This is a genomic window from Gemmiger sp. An120 (assembly GCF_002160955.1).
In the GTDB taxonomy this organism is placed as follows: domain Bacteria; phylum Bacillota; class Clostridia; order Oscillospirales; family Ruminococcaceae; genus Gemmiger_A; species Gemmiger_A avium.
Genome location: NZ_NFLN01000026.1, coordinates 19,687 through 35,516, shown reverse-complemented (window position 1 = coordinate 35,516; position 15,830 = coordinate 19,687). Strand labels below are relative to the sequence as shown.

Genomic DNA, 15,830 nt, shown 5'->3' with positions numbered 1-15,830 from the left:
GCGCCGTCCTCGGGGGTGGCGGGGGCGGCTTCCGGCTCGTCGGGGGCGCCGCCCATCACCAGCACGAACTCGCCCCGGGGGGTGTTTTCGGCGTAGTAGGCCGCGGCTTCGCCCAGGGTGGTGGGGCGGATCTCCTCATGCAGTTTGGTCAGCTCCCGGGCGATGGTGAGCGGGCGGTCCGGCCCGAAGGCCTCGCACAAATCCCGCAGCGTACCGGGCAGTTTGTGGGGCGCTTCATAAAAGAGTATGGTGCGTTTTTCCCCCTGCAATTCGGCGATGCGCTCGGCTTTCTGGCGGCGGTTGGTGGGCAGGAAGCCCTCGAACACGAACCGCCCGGTGGGCAGGCCGGACACCGCCAGCGCGGTGACGCAGGCGGCCGCGGCGGGGACCGGCACTACCCGGATACCGGCGGCCAAAGCGTCCCTCACGATGACCTCGCCGGGGTCGGAGATGGCGGGCATGCCCGCGTCGCTGCAGAGCGCGCAGTTTTCCCCGGCGGCGATCCGGGCCAGGATCATCTGGCCCCGTTCTTTCAGGTTGTGTTCGTAGTAGCTGACCATCGGCTTTTTCAGGCCCAGATGGTTGAGAAGTTTCAGGGTGACCCGGGTGTCCTCGGCGGCGATGAAATCCACGCTGCCAAAGGTGGCCGCCGCGCGGGGCGTCAGGTCCTGCAGGTTGCCCAGCGGGGTCGCGACGATATACAGGGTTCCGGCCATGGGCTGGTTCCTCCTATTCTTTAGCCGATATGGGGGGATAGAACCTATCCCCCCATTCCCCCCGGAATACAGGGCCGGAATACTCCGGCCCTGGGGGAATTTTATTTTTTCCGTATTCTTTATGATACGGCAGAATTTTGGGAAAAGCAACCGGGGGGAACCGGGTGTATCTTCATCCATATAAAAAATATGAGGGCCGGAATATTCCGGCCCTCTTGATGGGGGGCTGGGGGGCCGGGTCCGCGAAGCGGCCAAGGCCACAGTGCGGCCTTGGACCGGCAGGGCGGTCGGCGCAGCCGGGCGGGCGCACCGTTGACGCGCCCGCAGCACCGGGTCCCCCAGATTGGCATATCATTATCCCTGCAGCGCCGAGAACATCTGCACGGCGATGGTGAAGTAGACGGTGATGACGCAGGCGTCCACCAGGGTGGTGATGAAGGGCGAGGCGATCAGGGCGGGGTCCAGGCCGACCTTCTGCACGCCCAGCGGCAGCATACAGCCGATCAGCTTGGCGATGACCACCGCGGCCAGCAGGGTAACGGCAATCAGCACGCCGATCATGAAATCCCCGTACATGATCCAGATACGCACGCCATTGACCACGGCCAGCACCACGCCTACCAGCAGCGCCACCCGGAACTCTTTCCAGACTACCCGCAGGATATCCTTGGGCTCGATCTCGCCCAGGGCCATGCCGCGGATCATCAGGGTGCTGGACTGGTTGCCGCAGTTTCCGCCGGTATCCATCAGCATGGGGATGAAGCTGACCAGCAGCGGCATGGCGGCAAACGCCGCCTCGTAATGGGTCAGGATCATGCCGGTAAAGGTGGCGGACAGCATCAGCACCAGCAGCCAGGGAATCCGGTTGCGGGCGTGCTTGAACACGCTGGTGGCAAAATAGCTGTCCTCACTGGGCTGCATAGCGGCCATGCGCTCGAAGTCCTCGGTGGCCTCTTCGATGAGAACGTCGGTGGCGTCGTCAACCGTTACGATACCGACCAGCATTCCCTCGCTGTCCACCACCGGCATGGCGATAAAGCCGTACCGGTTCAGCTCATTGGCCACTTCCTCTTTGTCGTCGGTGACCTGCACGCTGATGACGTTGTCGTCCATCAGCTCTTCCATGGTCTGGTCCGGACCGGCCAGCAGCAGGTCCCGGGCGCTGACCACGCCCAGCAGCTTGTTGCGCTCGGTCACATACAGGGTATAGACCGTTTCGGAGTTTTCCCCCTCCCGCCGAATCACGTCCAGCGCCTGGGTCACGGTCATGTCCTTGCGCAGCCGGATATACTCCGGCGTCATGATGCTGCCGGCGGAATCGGCCGGGTAGTTCAGCAGCCGGTTCAGGCTGTCCCGGGTCTTTTTGCTGGATTTCGCCAGCACCCGCTTGACCACGCTGGCGGGCATCTCTTCCAGAATATCCGCCGCGTCGTCCAGGGCCATTTCTTCCAGCGCGGCTGTCAGCTCTGTATCGCTGAATTTTTCAATCAGTTCGCCGCGGGCCTCCTGACCCAGCCAGGCAAAAATCTCCGCCGCCACGTCCTTTTTCATCAGACGGAACAGCAGCAGCCGCTGCTGCACGTCCATCTCTTCCATGGCCTCGGCCAGGTCGGCGGGCTGCATATCTTCGGTCAGTTCCCGCAGTTTGCGGTATTCCTTTGCTTCCAGCAGCTGCTGCAGCTGCTGAACCAGTTCTTCAATTTCCATCGGGCGTACCTCCTAACACAAATTGCTGTGCAGGACGCCCCGGGCTTCCGTCAGCCCGCCATCAACGCAGACGGGTATTGCCGGACGCCGGCGCGCCTACTTCGTGGTTTACCACTGGGGTCCATGCAATGTTCCACCTGCCTTTTTGGTTGAATTTTCGGGCCCGCCCGCATCGGGGCGCGTCCTGTTCCAGTATACCGCCCCCCGCCGGGAAAAGTCAATCCGCACCGCCGCCTTTTGCCGGATTTTTACATTCGGCTGCGTCGGTGCGGCAAAATCTGTAGATTTTCTTAAGAATCTTCCCTTTTTTTACAAATTACGTTAAAATAATGACATGCGTTCTGCGTAATGCGGAAAAAACTTTATGTTTTGAGGAGGTAGTATCATGGATACTCGCGTAAAAGGCGAACTGGGCATCCGGCTGACCTGGCTTGCCGCTCTGGCGTTTGTGCTGTGCATTCTGGGGCAGACCCTGCTGCTGGGCCTGCTGCTGGGTGTGGTGCTGCTGAAGGAGCGCAACGAATGGCTCAGCCGTCAGACGATGTGCGCGTTTCTGCTGTGCCTGGTGGATTCGGTGATCAGCGTGGTCAACAGTGTGCTGAACATTCTGTACTCCATTCCTCTGCTGGGCAGCGTGTTCTCCGGCCTGTTCGGGCTGGTGTTCGGTCTGGTGAACCTGGCCCTGCTGGTGCTGGCGATCCTGGGCGCGATGCACGTGGCCGCCGGCCGTGAAAACGGCGTGCCGGTGCTGGACAAGCTGGCGGATTCTGCTTTTCGCTCTATGACCCCCGCGGCGCCTGTACCGCCGGTCACTCCCGCGCCTCCGGCTCCTCCGGCCGAGTCCTGAGTCCTTACAGAAAAACAGCCGTGTCGGCCGACACGGCTGTTTTTTATTTTTTCTGTATGCCGGCCACCGCCAGATACAGCGCGGCCAGCAGGCCCAGCACCGCGAACAGGGCAGGGGAGGGCCGCCACAGACCCAGGTAGTACTCCATGCGGATGTTCTCGCTCCAAGCATACAGTTTACCGGAGGACAGGCTCTGCACCTGCCGCAGCTGGCGCAGCGGCCAGACAGCGATGCTGGCCAGCAGCACCACCCAGCCGCCAACCAGCGCCCGCCATGCTTTTTTGCGGCCCAGGGCCAACCCGCAGAGCGCAGCCATCACCACCAGCAGCGCGGCGAACAGCGCGCCCTGGTATCGCCAGCACCAGGCGGGCAATCGGGGCAGGGTATACACACACCAGAAGCCGGCCACCACCGCCAGACCGGCCAGCGGCAGCAAGGCCCGGCCCCGGGGCATCCGCCAGGTGAGGGCGGGCAGCACCGGCCCCTCGCCGAACCGGCGGCGCAGGGCCCAGATGGTGCCCGCGGTGACAAGCAGCGCCAGAACCGTGAGCACAATGGCGGCCAGGATGGTTCGCCCGTTAAGCAGGCCGAACGGTGCGGCGCCGCCGTTCAACATTCCGTTGATTAACAGAAAATTATACGCAACATTGAATAGCGTTGTCAGATTGAAGGCGGCGGAGAGGTTGACGGCCAGGTTCATGCCGGCGGCGCCCAGCCAGAACCAGCGGCTGTGCCGGGCGTAGTACTGCTGCAGCCAAGCGCCGTAGATCAAACAGGCCAGGTAGACGGCGTAGGATACGGGCAGCGGGGTGAACTGACTCAGCAGGTAAAAGAGCAGGCCGCCGCCCAGCGCGAACACAAAGGAAAGCAGGCTTTGCCAGTCGGCGCGGGTGAGGGTGCGGACGGGTTTCTCGTCGTCCAGCAGGTCGTCCACGGTGACGCCCAGGGTGCGGGCCAGCGGGACAAGAAGCGGGATGTCGGGGTATCCGCCCTCGGATTCCCAGCGGGAAACGCTTTTGTTGCTGACGCCCAGCGCGTCGGCCAGTTCCTGCTGGGTCAGGTTCTTTGCTTTTCGGTATCGTTTGAGCCGGTCACTGAATGGCTGTTCCATCGTCGGCCCCCCTTTCTTCTGGCTTCATTCTACCGGAAATTTACTCCCGCCGCCACCCCGCCGCCCGGGAATTGGCTCCCGGGCGGCGGGATATGGCTGATCTGGCTGAATCTGGGGGAGATAACATCTCCCCCAGCCCCCCTGGAAATCATGGGCGGAATACTCCGCCCATGGGGAATATATAAAAAGCAAGGCCCGCGCTGACCATAACCGATCAGCGCGGGCCTTATTTCCGTATAATCCCTATGGCCGAAGATATTCGGCCATGTGTTCCGGGGGGTATGGGGGGATAGGTTCTATCCCCCCATATCAGCCCTTACAACTCGATCTTCCCGAACAGGGCGAAATCGGCGGCGTCGTCGATACGCTCGGTGCGGCGGGGTGCGGTGGGCTGGGCGTTCTCGTCGCGGGGCCGGTCGGCGAACTCGCGGGCGGGCACGCTGCTGCGGGGGCCCTTGGGGCCGCCCTTGCCGCGCCGGTCATCCCGGCGCCCGTCCCGGCGTCCGCCCTTACCGGACCGGCGGTCGTCCCGGCGCTCCCCGTCACGGCGGGGTCCGCGGCTGCGGGGCAGGCGGTTGTTGGCATCCGGCGCGGTGGAATAGATCACCACGCGGCGGTCGATACCCTCGCCGGTACTCTCGCTGCGCACCCCCTCCATCTCGCTGACCGCGCTGTGCACGATCCGGCGCTCGTAGGGGTTCATCGGCTCCAGCGCAAAGCAGCGGCCGGTCTTGGCAACCTTGGCGGCGGTACGGCGGGCCAGGGTCTGCAGATCCTTCTCCCGCTTGGACCGGTATCCGCCCACATCCAGGCCCAGCTTCACGTAGCTGCCCTCCTGGCGGTTGGCCACCAGGCTGGCCAGATAGCTCAGGGCTTCCATCGTCTCGCCGCGGCGGCCGATCAGCGCGCCCATGTTATCCCCGTCCACACGCAGAACGGTGGCTTCGCCCTGGCGCAGGGCGGTGATGCGGCAGTTCTCCGCGCCCATCAGGCGGAAGATACCGGTCAGGTACTCGGCGGCGGCTTTCAGGTTGGGGCTCTGTTCCAGATCCAGCTCCTCGCCGTCGGCTTCGCTTTCCGCCTCGGCGGGGGCGGCGGTTTCTTCTTCCGCGCTCTCCTCCGCAGCCGGTTCAGCGGCCGGGGTTTCCTCTTCGGGTTCAGCGGGGGCCGCAGCCTCCTCCTGCACCGGGGCCGGCGCGGGTTCTTCCTGCTGCGGGGCGGGCTCGTCCTCCACCACCACACGCACACGGGCGGGAATGGTCTTGAACAGCCGGCGGGCAGGCAGGTCCACGATCTCCGGGGTCACGTCCTCGCCCAGCTGGGCATGGGCCGCGGCCATCGCTTCCTCAATGGTCTTGCCGGTGAAAAACAGTTCCATTGCTCATCAACCCTCCTTAGTATTCGTCAGCGGGGTGGTGCGCTCGTCCTTGTATTTCTCGGCGTCCTCGGCGCGGGCCTTTTCCAGCCGCAGCCGGATCATCTCGGCCTCGCCCACCTCGCGGGTGACGGTCTCGCCGGTGGCCTTGTCCACCACCGTAACAGCCTTCTTTTTCTTGCGCTCGGCCCGCTTGGCTTCCAGTTCCGCCTGCATCTGGGCCTTCATCTTCTCGGGGTCATACATCTTCTTGGTGATCAGGGTCTGCACAAACATCATCAGGTTGCTGATGGTGTAGTACATGGAGAAGCCCACGGGAATGGTGAAGCTGATCCACACAAACATCAGGCTCATGATCCAGGGCATCCACTTCATGCTACCCTGCATCTCCTGGCCGCTGGCCCGCATGGTGATGACGTTCAGCAGGCACATGGTCACGATGCTCAGCAGCGGCCAGATCAGCAGCATGTTGAACGCCAGGGACGGGGTACCCGCCAGGTCCACGCCAAAGAATTTCATGTCAAAGCCCTGGATGGCGTTGACCTGCGCCTCGGTGAAGCCCAGGGAGGTGGCAGTGGCCATATCCATGCCGCGCACCAGCTGCATCAGGGTGCTCTGGCTGGTGTAGTTGGCGGCGTTCAGGGTGGCCAGACCCAGCGCGTTGACCTGCTCAATGGCGGAGGCGATCACGTCGCTGCCCACGCCCACAATGTACTCCAGGGGCTTGGCCACGACGCCCACCACGCCCAGCATGACGAACATGTTCAGGAACATGGGCAGGCAGCCGGCGGTGGGGCTGTAGCCGTATTCTTCCTGGAGCTTCATCAGCTCTTCGTTCTGTTTCTGGCGGTTGTTGGCGTACTTTTTCTGGATCTCGGCGATCAGCGGCTGATACACCGACATCTTGGCCATGCTCTTCTGCTGCTTGACAGCCAGCGGGAACCGCAGGAAACCGATCAGCACCGTGAAGATGATGATCGACCAGCCGTAGTTGCCCACAAAGCCATAGATAAAGCGCATGATGATGGCCAACAGGGGTGAGAGCAGATAGAAAATATTCATGCTTTGTTCCGTTCCGCCCCGCTTGCGCGCCGGAGCTTTGTATTTTTATCGAAGGACACAGACCGCGCAACCGCCCGCGTCATGAGAGGCTTAATAAAAAGAAAAGGCGCCGCGTTTTCCACATCCGGGGCCGGAATTGTGGAAAACTCACCCCCGTTTATCCCGGTGCAGCCGGCGGGCGGGATTGCGCCAGCGGCCTTTTTCCGGCACGGGGTCATAGCCCCAGCGGCCGAAAGGATTGCAGCGCAGAATCCGCCAGGCGCCCAGCACGCAACCCTTGAGCGGGCCATGGATCTGGATCGCCTGCAGGGTATACTCGCTGCAGGTGGGTTCAAACCGGCAGTTGGAACCCAGATGGGGGCTGATGCGCCGCTGATAGAACCGGATCATGCCGGTGAGCGCCCGTGTCAGCATGTGGGCAAACCGGCCTTGGCCAGCAACTGGCGCACGACAGGTTCCAGCTGGGTGCTTTTGCAGTGGGGGGTACGGCCCCGGGCCACAAAGACCAGGTCGTAGCCGCCCACATCCAGCGGCAGGGTTTTATACAAAGCCGCCCGGATCACCCGGCGGGCCCTGTTCCGGGTGACCGCCTTGCCGATTTTTTTGGTGGCGGTAAGGCCCACGCGGGTATGGCCCAGGCGGTTTTTATTTACGTACAGCACCAGACAGGGGTGCACAAAGCTTTTGCCCCGGCGATAGGCCCGGGAAAATTCGGTGTTGCGGCAGATAGGGCGATAGCGCATAGAAAACAAGCCTTCCCCGGGCAGAAAAAATTTTGCCCGAATATGGAAAAATAAGGCCACCAAGCAGCGGAGCCGGCCCGTGACGGGCCCGCCCTCTCCTCAGCGACCTTGCTTTTTCACCTTGCTCATAAAAGGGATCAGGCAGCCAGTTTGGCGCGGCCCTTGGCGCGGCGAGCCTTGATGACCTTTCGGCCGCTGCGGCTGGACATGCGGTTCAGGAAACCGTGAACAGCGCTGCGCTGACGCTTTTTGGGCTGATAGGTACGCTTCATCTTACACCCTCCAGTCACTGTGCCGGGGCCTGCCCGGCGGGTTTGCCGTCTTTCGCGCGCGAAAGACAGCCTTGCAAATTAAAAGTATAAACGACATATACGGCGGCTGTCAAGCATTTTTTCTTTTCAGCCGGTGAAATTCCCTGCACGCGGCCGGGTTTTCCACAAATTGGCGCAGGATTGTGGAAAACTTGGGGCGGCAGCGGGGGAATTAGCCGATCTGGGGGTCAGTAAGGGCTGCGGGCGCAACAATTATGCCCCCGCCCGGCTGCCGCCGGCCGCCCTGCCGGTCCAAGGCCGCACCGTGGCCTTGGCCGCTTCGCGGACCCGAGCCCCCAGCCCCCCTTTTGTCGGGCCGGATATCCCCGGCCCTTGGGAAATGAAGAATACAGTCTCTTGAACGGCTTCTCTGGCAAACTCGCCCGGAAAGGCCCGGCCATTCGCCCGGGTTCGCCCATGGGAACCGGTGGAAAATCGGGGTACAATACAGGTGGAGAGCTTTCCGGCAGGATGCGGCGGCTTTTCCGGCGGGGGCGCCCCTGCCGGGGGATTTTTCCGCCGCGGCACACCCGCGCCGCCCCGGGTGCTATAAATACCTTTTAATAAATTATTTTAGCGGCCGGTTTTTTATTGCTCTGACGGTCATTTTGTGATATGATAAATCCATATGACATTGCATAAAAAACGCGGGCCCCGCGGGGGCGCAAGGAGAAAATTGGAGAGAGTGTAAACGCCTATGGATTCTTTCAACGACGTATTCCAGGCCGCACAGGCCTACTGCAAGGAGCGCATGGTGGACGCCACCTACAACCTGTACATTGCCGGGCTGGAGCCGATCAGCTTTGAGGGTTCCGGTCAGGTGACCCTGCGGGTGCGCAACGACTTCATCTGCAAGATCGTGCGGGAGCGGTATCTTCCCATGCTGGAAGAGGCCTTCAAATCCGTGCTGGGTTTTGACGTGCTGATCGACCTGGTGGTGCCCTCCGACAGCCCGGCCCCCGCGCCGGTTCCCGCTGCCGAGGGGGACAGCCGCCCCGCCGCGGCCCCGTCCCAGCCGGACGAGCTGCCCAGCGGCAAATACGAGTTCACCTTTGAGAACTTCATCAAGGGCTCGTCCAACCAGTTCGCCTACGCCGCCGCCCAGGCGGTGGCCGCGAACCCCTCCGGCGCCTACAATCCGCTGTTCATCTACGGCCAGAGCGGTCTGGGCAAGACCCACCTGCTGAACGCCATCCAGATCGAGATCCGCAAGAACCATCCGGATTTCAACATTGTCTACGTTCCCTGTGAAAAGTTCACCAACGAGATCATCACCGCCATCCGGGCCGGCACCACCGAGCAGTTCCGGTACAAGTACCGGGAGGCCGACGTGCTGCTGGTGGACGATATCCAGTTCATCGCGGGCAAGGAGAGCACCCAGGAAGAGTTCTTCCACACCTTCAACACCCTGCACGAGGCCCACAAGCAGATCGTGCTGGCCAGCGACCGTCCCGCCAAGGAGATCAAGAGCCTGGAGGAACGTCTGCGCACCCGGTTCGAGTGGGGCCTGACCGCCGATATCCAGCCGCCCGATTTTGAAACCCGGGTGGCCATCATCCGGCGCAAGGCGGAACTGCTGCGGCTGGACATCCCCGACGATGTGACCGAGTTCATCGCGAACCATCTGAAGAACAACATCCGGCAGCTGGAGGGCGCGGTCAAGAAGCTGAACGCCTACCACATGCTGGAAGGCATCGAACCGGTGATCGGCGTGGCCCAGAATGCCATCAAGGATATTCTGAACGAGACCCAGCCGGTGCCCATCACGATTGAGAAGATCATCAGCGAGGTGGGCCGCACCTACAACGTGAGCCCCACCGACATCCGCGGCCCCAAGCGCAACAGCAATATCTCCGCCGCCCGGCGCACCGCCATCTACGTACTGCGTGAGATCACCGGCATGAGCATGGAGGACATCGGCAAGGAATTCGGCGGCCGGGATCACTCCACCGTGGTCTACGCCATCAAGGTGATGGAAAAGGATATCGCCGCCGACCAGCGCCTGCGGGAAACCGTGGAGGATATTATTAAGAATGTGAGGGCGTAAGAGCAACAGCTGCGAGATGAATCGGTCCTCGAAGAGGGCCGACGAATCCGCAGATGTCTCCTTACCTAGCGGACGGGCGCGGAGGACTGTGGGGGCCCGAACCCGATGGGTTCGGGGTGGCCGAAGGCCATTTATCCCACAGCCCGCAGCGCCCGGTAGCGGCCCGGGGCGGTGACCCCTGAAAAGCGTCTAACACCAAAAGGGGCGCACAGCCTTCCGCAAGCAGGGAGGTATAGCTGCGAGGCGAATCGGTGCCCGCAGGGTGCCGATGAGCCCGCAGATGTCTCTTTACGTAGCGGACGGCTGTGGAGGGCTGTGGGGGCCCGGCAAGGCCGGGGGTCCGGGTCTGCGAAGCAGCTAAGGCCCCGGTGGGGCCTTAGACCGGCGAAACGGTTTGCGAAGCAAAACGGGCGCATGCTTGTTGCGCCCGTAGTTTCCGGAGGCCATTTATCCCGCGCCCGAAGCGCCCGGGAGCGGCCCGCACGCACAGCCTTCCCATCCCCCCATAATACAACGACCCTGCGGATTTATCAGCCCCCTCAACCAAGGCCGACGAATCCGCAGCCGTCCTGTCCGGGGGAACCCTGAGGCCCCATCCCGGCCCGCAAAAATCGTCCGGCCCCGCCTCACATTCCACATACAACGCAAATCCCGTGGAAAACCTTTCTATATAAATAGTAAGCCCTGTGCATCAAATGTGCAGAAAAACGGCCCCAAAACCCGCCCGGGGAGGCCCGGGTGAAAACGGGTGTAAACAGAGAGGATAGTTTTCCACATTTTCAACAGAGTTTTCAAGATTCAACATTCGGCTTTCCACACCCCCTGTGGACAAATTCTGCTTTTCCACACTTTGCACAAGCTCTGCACAAAATACGTGGAATATTCCACAGCACGCAAAGCCGCTTGATTGCTGGCTCTGCACCGGTTTTCCACGAATTTAACGCCCCCTATTACTCCGGCTACATACCAGTTAGGTTCAATCGCAAAGCAAGGCTTTGGACCGAATTTTTTACGTCTGCGTTCCGACAGGCCCGCAAAGCCAATAGGAGCGGTAAATGACGCTTCGCGGCAACCAACAAAAGGACAGGTGAAAACAACATGAACATTATCTGCGACAAAGCTCTGCTCAGCGCCGCCATCGACGGCGTGTCCCGGGCCGTCACCCTCCGCTCGTCCATCCCGCAGCTGGAGGGAATCCTGCTGCAGGCCGACGGCTTCCAGCTGACCCTCACCGGCTACGACATGGAGATGGCCATCATCACCACCATCGAGGCCAACGTGCGCGAGGCCGGCGAGATCGTGCTGAACGCGAAACTGCTGGGCGACATGGTCCGCCGGCTGCCCGGCGGCGAGATCACCATCAGCACCGACACCACCGGCAACGCCACCGTCAAGGGCGGTGTGGCCGAGTTCGACATCAACGCCATGAGCGCCGGCGACTATCCGCCGCTGCCCAACCCCGGCGCCGACCACACCCTGACCATGCCCTGCAGCCAGCTGAAAGAGATCATCGACCGCACCATCTACGCGGTGAGCCAGGATGACAAGCGCCCGGCCCACACCGGCGAACTGTTCATGATCCAGCCCCAGCAGCTGACGGTGGTGGCGCTGGACGGGTTCCGGCTGGCCATTGTGCAGCGCCAGGTGCAGGCCCAGAAAGAGATCCGCATCGTGATCCCCGGCAAGACCCTGCTGGAGGTGAACAAGCTGCTGCCCGACGATCCGGACGAACAGGTGCAGATCAGCGCCAACCGGCGGTTTGTGGTGTTCGCGGCCCGGGGCTACACCATCATGAGCCGCCTGCTGGAGGGCGAGTTCCTCAACTACGAGACGGTGATGCCCCACGGCTGCCGTACCCGGGTGGAGGTGGACACCCGCGCCTTCTGCGAGACCATCGAGCGCGCCAGCCTGATCATCACCGAGCGGCTGAAAAATCCGCTGCGCATCCAGATCGACGACCATCTGACCGTCCGGTGCCAGACCGCCCTGGGCAAGGTAGTGGACGAGATGGAGGCCAAGGTGGAGGGCGAACCGGTGGAGATCGGCTTCAACAACCGGTATCTGCTGGACGCCATGCGCAACGCCCGGTGCGAGCGGGTGGTGCTGGAGATCAGCGGGCCGCTGAGCCCGGTGAAGATCCTGCCCGCCGAGGGCGAGGACTTTACCTATCTGGTGCTGCCGGTGCGGTTCAAGAACGACTGAAAGGCGGGGCACAAAGATGGAAAGCATTCTGATTCATACGGAATTTATCAAGCTGGACAGCCTGCTGAAATTTGCCGGGCTGGCTGAGACCGGCGGCGAGGCCAAGGCCATGGTGCAGGAAGGCCTGGTCAAGGTGAACGGCGAGGTATGCACCATGCGGGGCAAGAAGATCCGCCCCGGTGACACGGTGGAGACCGGCGGCCGCGCCGTGCTGGTGCGGGACGGCCAATGAAGCTGACCGGCTTTTCGGCGGCGGGCTTCCGCAACCTGGAACCGCTGGAATTTACCCCCGGCGCGGCGCTGACCGTGATCTGCGGCCGCAACGGCCAGGGAAAAACCAACCTGCTGGAGGCCATCTGGCTGCTGACCGGGGGCAAGAGCTTCCGGGGCGCCAAGGACGCGGAACTGGTGGGCCGGGGCAAGGAGTTCGCGGTGCTGGAAGGCGACGTGGACGACGAGGAACGCCCCCAGCACATCCAGCTGACCGTGGGCCTGCCCGGCTCGGGGCGCCCGGGCCGCACCGCCCGGGTGAACGGGGTGGACATGGGCCGGGCCGGGGCCATTGCCGGCACCTTTACCGCGGTGGTGTTTGAGCCGGGCCATCTGAGCCTGGTCAAGGGCAGCCCCAGCGGGCGGCGGAATTTTCTGGACGCGGCGCTGTGCCAGCTGTATCCCGGGTATCTGGGGCTGATGCGCCGGTACCTGCGGGTGGTGACCCAGAAAAACGCCCTGCTGAAAGCCTGGAACCGCACCGCCGGCGCGGGGGAGATGCGCCAGATCTTTGATGAACAGCTTTTGACCCTGGGGGAGGAGATCGGCCGGCGGCGGCAGGAATATCTGACCGCCCTGTCCGGCCCGGCCTGCCGGTGCTATGAGGAAATCAGCGGCGGCAGCGAGGCGCTGACCCTGGCCTACCGCCCCAGCACCCAGCCGGGGGAGAGTTTGGCCCAGGCGCTGGAACGGCTGCGGGCCGCGGAACTGCGGGCCGGCTGCTGCCTGGCGGGGCCCCATCGGGACGATTTTGAGGTGCTGCTGAACGGGCAGCCCGCCCGGGTGTTCGGCAGCCAGGGCCAGCAGCGCAGCGTGGTGCTGAGTTTGAAGCTGGCCGAGGCGGAACAGGCCCGGCAGGTGACCGGCCGCCATCCGGTGATGCTGCTGGACGACGTGCTCAGCGAGCTGGACGCCGGGCGGCAGAGCTATCTGCTGACCCGGATGGAGGGCAAACAGACCTTTGTGACCGCCTGCGAGAGCGCGGCGTTTCTGCGCACCGACGGGATCATCTACACCATGGAGGCGGGGCGGCTGTCCCGCGCCTGACCGAAAGGAGCGAAAGGCCGTGTACCTGCATCTGGGGCAGGACTTTATCCTGCACACCCGGGACATTATCGGGATCTTCGATATGGAGACCGCCACCCTCTCCCGCCACACCCGGGATTTTCTGCGCCGGGCGGAAACCGAGGGCGCGGTGGTGAGTTTGAGCAACGACCTGCCCAAGAGTTTTGTGCTGGCCGACTGGCCGGACGAGGCGGTGTTCATCAGCCCGATCTCCAGCGCCACCCTGAAAAAACGCTGCGGCGTGCTGCCCAGCGGCGACGGGGATGAGTGATTCCGACCGGTAGAAAATACCAAGAATACTACAATCAGCAAATACGGCAGGGGGCTTTCCGCCGGGGGGCCGCCCGCCTTATCTATGCGGATGGGAAATGTATGTGTAAAATATACACAGTGTATAATCCGCGGGCGCCCGGCATCTCACACACAGGAGGAACGAATCTATGGCAGAGCAAACCAACCGGCCGCAGCATGAATACGACGGCAGCCAGATCCAGGTACTGGAAGGGCTGGAGGCGGTGCGCAAACGGCCGGGCATGTACATCGGCAGCACCGGGCCCCGGGGCCTGCACCATCTGGTGTACGAGATCGTGGACAACTCCATCGACGAGGCGCTGGCCGGTTTCTGCGATCACATCGAGGTGAACATCAAGCCGGGCAACATCATCCAGGTGACCGACAACGGCCGCGGCATCCCCGTGGACATCCAGCCCAAGCTGGGCATCCCGGCGGTGACGGTGGTGTTTACCATCCTGCACGCCGGCGGCAAGTTCGGCGGCGAGAACAGCGGCTACAAGGTGGCCGGCGGCCTGCACGGCGTGGGCGCGTCGGTGGTGAATGCTTTGAGCGAGTGGCTGGAGGTGCGGGTGCGCCGGGACGGCGTGGAGTACCGCCAGAGTTTCAAGCGCGGCATTGCGGACGGCCCGCTGGAAAAGGTAGGCCCCGCCGCCTCCACCGGCACCACCGTCACCTTCAAGCCGGACCCGGAAATGTTCACCGAGAGCACCGAGTATGACTATGACATCCTGCTGACCCGTCTGCGGGAGGAGAGCTTCCTGAACGCGGGCGTGCGCATCACCCTGACCGACGAGCGGGGCGAAGAGGTGGTGCGGGAGAGCATGTGCTACGAGGGCGGTATCAGCAGCTTTGTGGAGTACCTGAACCGCAAGCGGGACATGACGGTGCTGCATCCCCAGGTCATTCACCTGAAAGGCCAGCAAGGAGACATCATGGCCGAGGTGGCCCTGCAGTACAACGACAGCTTCAATGAACTGCTGCTCTCCTTTGCCAACAACGTGAACACCCCCGACGGCGGTACCCACGAGGAGGGCTTCAAGACCGCCCTGACCCGTGTGATGAACGATTTTGGCCGGGAAAAGGGCTACATCAAGGAAAAGGACGACAACCTGACCGGCAACGACGTGCGGGAAGGTCTGATCTGCGTGATCAGCGTCAAGCTGACCGAGGCCCAGTTCGAGGGCCAGACCAAAGCCAAGCTGGGCAACACCGAGGTGCGCAGCCTGGTGAGCGGCATGGTCTACGAGAAGCTGAAAGAATTTTTGGAAGAGAACCCCGGTGTGGCCAAGGCCATCTTTGAAAAGGCCACCCAGGCGGCCCGCGCCCGGGAAGCCGCCCGCAAGGCCCGGGACCTGGTGCGCCGCAAGAGCGCCCTGGAAACCAGCCGGATGCCGGGCAAGCTGGCCGACTGCCGGGAAAAAGACCCCTCCAAGACCGAAATCTTCATCGTCGAGGGCGATTCTGCCGGCGGCAGCGCCAAGATGGGCCGGGATTCCAACATCCAGGCCATCCTGCCGCTGTGGGGCAAGATGCTCAACGTGGAAAAGGCCCGTCTGGACAAGGTGTACGGCAACGAAAAGCTGATGCCGGTGGTCACCGCCCTGGGCTGCGGCCTGGGCGAAGAGTTCGACGTGAGCAAGCTGCGGTATCACAAGGTATTCATCATGGCCGATGCGGACGTGGACGGCAGCCACATCTGCACCCTGATGCTGACCTTCTTCTTCCGGTTCATGCGCCCGCTGATCGAGGGGGGCTATGTGTACATCGCCCAGCCCCCTCTGTTCAAGCTGGCCCGCGGCAAGGATGTGCGGTACGCCTACTCCGAGCAGGAGATGAGCCGCATCTCCGCCGAGATGGGGCAGGGCGTCAAGGTCAACCGCTATAAGGGCCTTGGTGAGATGAACCCGGAACAGCTGTGGGAGACCACCATGAACCCGGACAACCGGGTGATCGTGCAGATCTCCATTGAGGATGCGGAAAAGGCGGACGAGGCCTTTACCATCCTGATGGGGGACAAGGTGGAGCCCCGCCGCGAATTTATCGAGCGCAACGCCCAGTACGCCACCCTGGACGTGTAAGG

The 15,830-nt window shown here is 62.8% G+C and carries 15 protein-coding genes; 7 read left to right on the top strand and 8 right to left on the bottom strand.

Going from position 1 to position 15,830, the window contains the following annotated elements:
• Together rsmI and mgtE are read right to left on the bottom strand one after the other, a co-directional pair.
• On the bottom strand, positions 1–716 hold a 716-nt coding region (gene rsmI, locus B5E65_RS14520; protein ID WP_087172483.1), incomplete at its 3' end, for a 16S rRNA (cytidine(1402)-2'-O)-methyltransferase.
• A 354-nt stretch (positions 717–1,070) separates the two neighbouring features.
• Positions 1,071–2,423 (bottom strand): magnesium transporter, encoded by a 1,353-nt coding sequence (gene mgtE / locus B5E65_RS14515; RefSeq protein WP_087172482.1) that lies wholly within the window; start codon positions 2,421–2,423, stop codon positions 1,071–1,073.
• A 385-nt stretch (positions 2,424–2,808) separates the two neighbouring features.
• On the opposite strand from mgtE, the gene B5E65_RS14510 reads away from it, so the two are divergent.
• Positions 2,809–3,270 carry a hypothetical protein gene (locus B5E65_RS14510; RefSeq protein ID WP_087172481.1) on the top strand — a complete coding sequence of 154 codons (462 nt, stop codon included), beginning with the start codon at positions 2,809–2,811 and terminating at the stop codon, positions 3,268–3,270.
• A gap of 43 nt (positions 3,271–3,313) precedes the next feature.
• Here B5E65_RS14510 and B5E65_RS14505 read toward each other — a convergent pair whose 3' ends face one another.
• The 6 genes from B5E65_RS14505 to rpmH form a co-directional block, all read right to left on the bottom strand.
• Positions 3,314–4,381, bottom strand: coding sequence for a helix-turn-helix transcriptional regulator (locus tag B5E65_RS14505; RefSeq protein ID WP_087172480.1), 1,068 nt, complete (start codon positions 4,379–4,381; stop codon positions 3,314–3,316).
• A 316-nt stretch (positions 4,382–4,697) separates the two neighbouring features.
• Positions 4,698–5,759 carry an RNA-binding cell elongation regulator Jag/EloR gene (gene jag / locus B5E65_RS14500; protein ID WP_087172479.1) on the bottom strand — a complete coding sequence of 354 codons (1,062 nt, stop codon included), beginning with the start codon at positions 5,757–5,759 and terminating at the stop codon, positions 4,698–4,700.
• A 6-nt stretch (positions 5,760–5,765) separates the two neighbouring features.
• Positions 5,766–6,818, bottom strand: coding sequence for a YidC/Oxa1 family membrane protein insertase (locus B5E65_RS14495; RefSeq protein ID WP_087172478.1), 1,053 nt, complete (start codon positions 6,816–6,818; stop codon positions 5,766–5,768).
• 147 nt (positions 6,819–6,965) lie between these two features.
• Entirely contained in the window at positions 6,966–7,232 is a 267-nt protein-coding gene (yidD, locus tag B5E65_RS14490) for a membrane protein insertion efficiency factor YidD (protein WP_087172477.1), read from the bottom strand.
• Positions 7,226–7,561 carry a ribonuclease P protein component gene (rnpA, locus tag B5E65_RS14485; RefSeq protein WP_087172484.1) on the bottom strand — a complete coding sequence of 112 codons (336 nt, stop codon included), beginning with the start codon at positions 7,559–7,561 and terminating at the stop codon, positions 7,226–7,228. The genes yidD and rnpA overlap by 7 nt, the downstream gene beginning before the upstream one ends.
• A gap of 137 nt (positions 7,562–7,698) precedes the next feature.
• Positions 7,699–7,833, bottom strand: coding sequence for a 50S ribosomal protein L34 (rpmH, locus tag B5E65_RS14480; RefSeq protein ID WP_087172476.1), 135 nt, complete (start codon positions 7,831–7,833; stop codon positions 7,699–7,701).
• 736 nt (positions 7,834–8,569) lie between these two features.
• Here rpmH and dnaA point away from each other — a divergent pair.
• The 6 genes from dnaA (at position 8,570) to gyrB (ending at position 15,828) form a co-directional block, all read left to right on the top strand.
• Positions 8,570–9,919 carry a chromosomal replication initiator protein DnaA gene (dnaA, locus tag B5E65_RS14475; protein ID WP_087172475.1) on the top strand — a complete coding sequence of 450 codons (1,350 nt, stop codon included), beginning with the start codon at positions 8,570–8,572 and terminating at the stop codon, positions 9,917–9,919.
• Positions 9,920–11,017: 1,098 nt separating this feature from the next.
• Entirely contained in the window at positions 11,018–12,121 is a 1,104-nt protein-coding gene (dnaN, locus tag B5E65_RS14470; protein ID WP_087172474.1) for a DNA polymerase III subunit beta, read from the top strand.
• Between the two features lie 16 nt (positions 12,122–12,137).
• Positions 12,138–12,353, top strand: coding sequence for an RNA-binding S4 domain-containing protein (locus tag B5E65_RS14465; protein WP_087172473.1), 216 nt, complete (start codon positions 12,138–12,140; stop codon positions 12,351–12,353).
• Entirely contained in the window at positions 12,350–13,438 is a 1,089-nt protein-coding gene (gene recF, locus B5E65_RS14460) for a DNA replication/repair protein RecF (protein ID WP_087172472.1), read from the top strand. Before B5E65_RS14465 ends, recF begins: the two co-directional genes overlap by 4 nt.
• Before the next feature lie 19 nt (positions 13,439–13,457).
• Positions 13,458–13,727: an extracellular matrix regulator RemB gene (gene remB / locus B5E65_RS14455; protein ID WP_087172471.1), complete on the top strand. Its 270-nt coding sequence runs from the start codon at positions 13,458–13,460 to the stop codon at positions 13,725–13,727.
• Positions 13,728–13,896: 169 nt separating this feature from the next.
• Positions 13,897–15,828, top strand: a complete 1,932-nt coding sequence (gene gyrB, locus B5E65_RS14450) for a DNA topoisomerase (ATP-hydrolyzing) subunit B (RefSeq protein WP_087172470.1) — start codon at positions 13,897–13,899, stop codon at positions 15,826–15,828.
• The last annotated feature ends 2 nt before the right edge of the window (positions 15,829–15,830 follow it).

Excerpts from the sequence above, each read along its gene's own strand:
- yidD (WP_087172477.1), bottom strand. The coding sequence starts at position 7,232 with ATGCTGACACGGGCGCTCACCGGCATGATCCGGTTCTATCAGCGGCGC.
- recF (WP_087172472.1), top strand. The coding sequence starts at position 12,350 with ATGAAGCTGACCGGCTTTTCGGCGGCGGGCTTCCGCAACCTGGAACCG.
- B5E65_RS14495 (WP_087172478.1), bottom strand. The coding sequence starts at position 6,818 with ATGAATATTTTCTATCTGCTCTCACCCCTGTTGGCCATCATCATGCGC.
- rnpA (WP_087172484.1), bottom strand. The coding sequence starts at position 7,561 with ATGCGCTATCGCCCTATCTGCCGCAACACCGAATTTTCCCGGGCCTAT.
- rpmH (WP_087172476.1), bottom strand. The coding sequence starts at position 7,833 with ATGAAGCGTACCTATCAGCCCAAAAAGCGTCAGCGCAGCGCTGTTCAC.
- dnaN (WP_087172474.1), top strand. The coding sequence starts at position 11,018 with ATGAACATTATCTGCGACAAAGCTCTGCTCAGCGCCGCCATCGACGGC.
- jag (WP_087172479.1), bottom strand. The coding sequence starts at position 5,759 with ATGGAACTGTTTTTCACCGGCAAGACCATTGAGGAAGCGATGGCCGCG.
- gyrB (WP_087172470.1), top strand. The coding sequence starts at position 13,897 with ATGGCAGAGCAAACCAACCGGCCGCAGCATGAATACGACGGCAGCCAG.
- B5E65_RS14505 (WP_087172480.1), bottom strand. The coding sequence starts at position 4,381 with ATGGAACAGCCATTCAGTGACCGGCTCAAACGATACCGAAAAGCAAAG.
- B5E65_RS14465 (WP_087172473.1), top strand. The coding sequence starts at position 12,138 with ATGGAAAGCATTCTGATTCATACGGAATTTATCAAGCTGGACAGCCTG.
- B5E65_RS14510 (WP_087172481.1), top strand. The coding sequence starts at position 2,809 with ATGGATACTCGCGTAAAAGGCGAACTGGGCATCCGGCTGACCTGGCTT.
- dnaA (WP_087172475.1), top strand. The coding sequence starts at position 8,570 with ATGGATTCTTTCAACGACGTATTCCAGGCCGCACAGGCCTACTGCAAG.
- mgtE (WP_087172482.1), bottom strand. The coding sequence starts at position 2,423 with ATGGAAATTGAAGAACTGGTTCAGCAGCTGCAGCAGCTGCTGGAAGCA.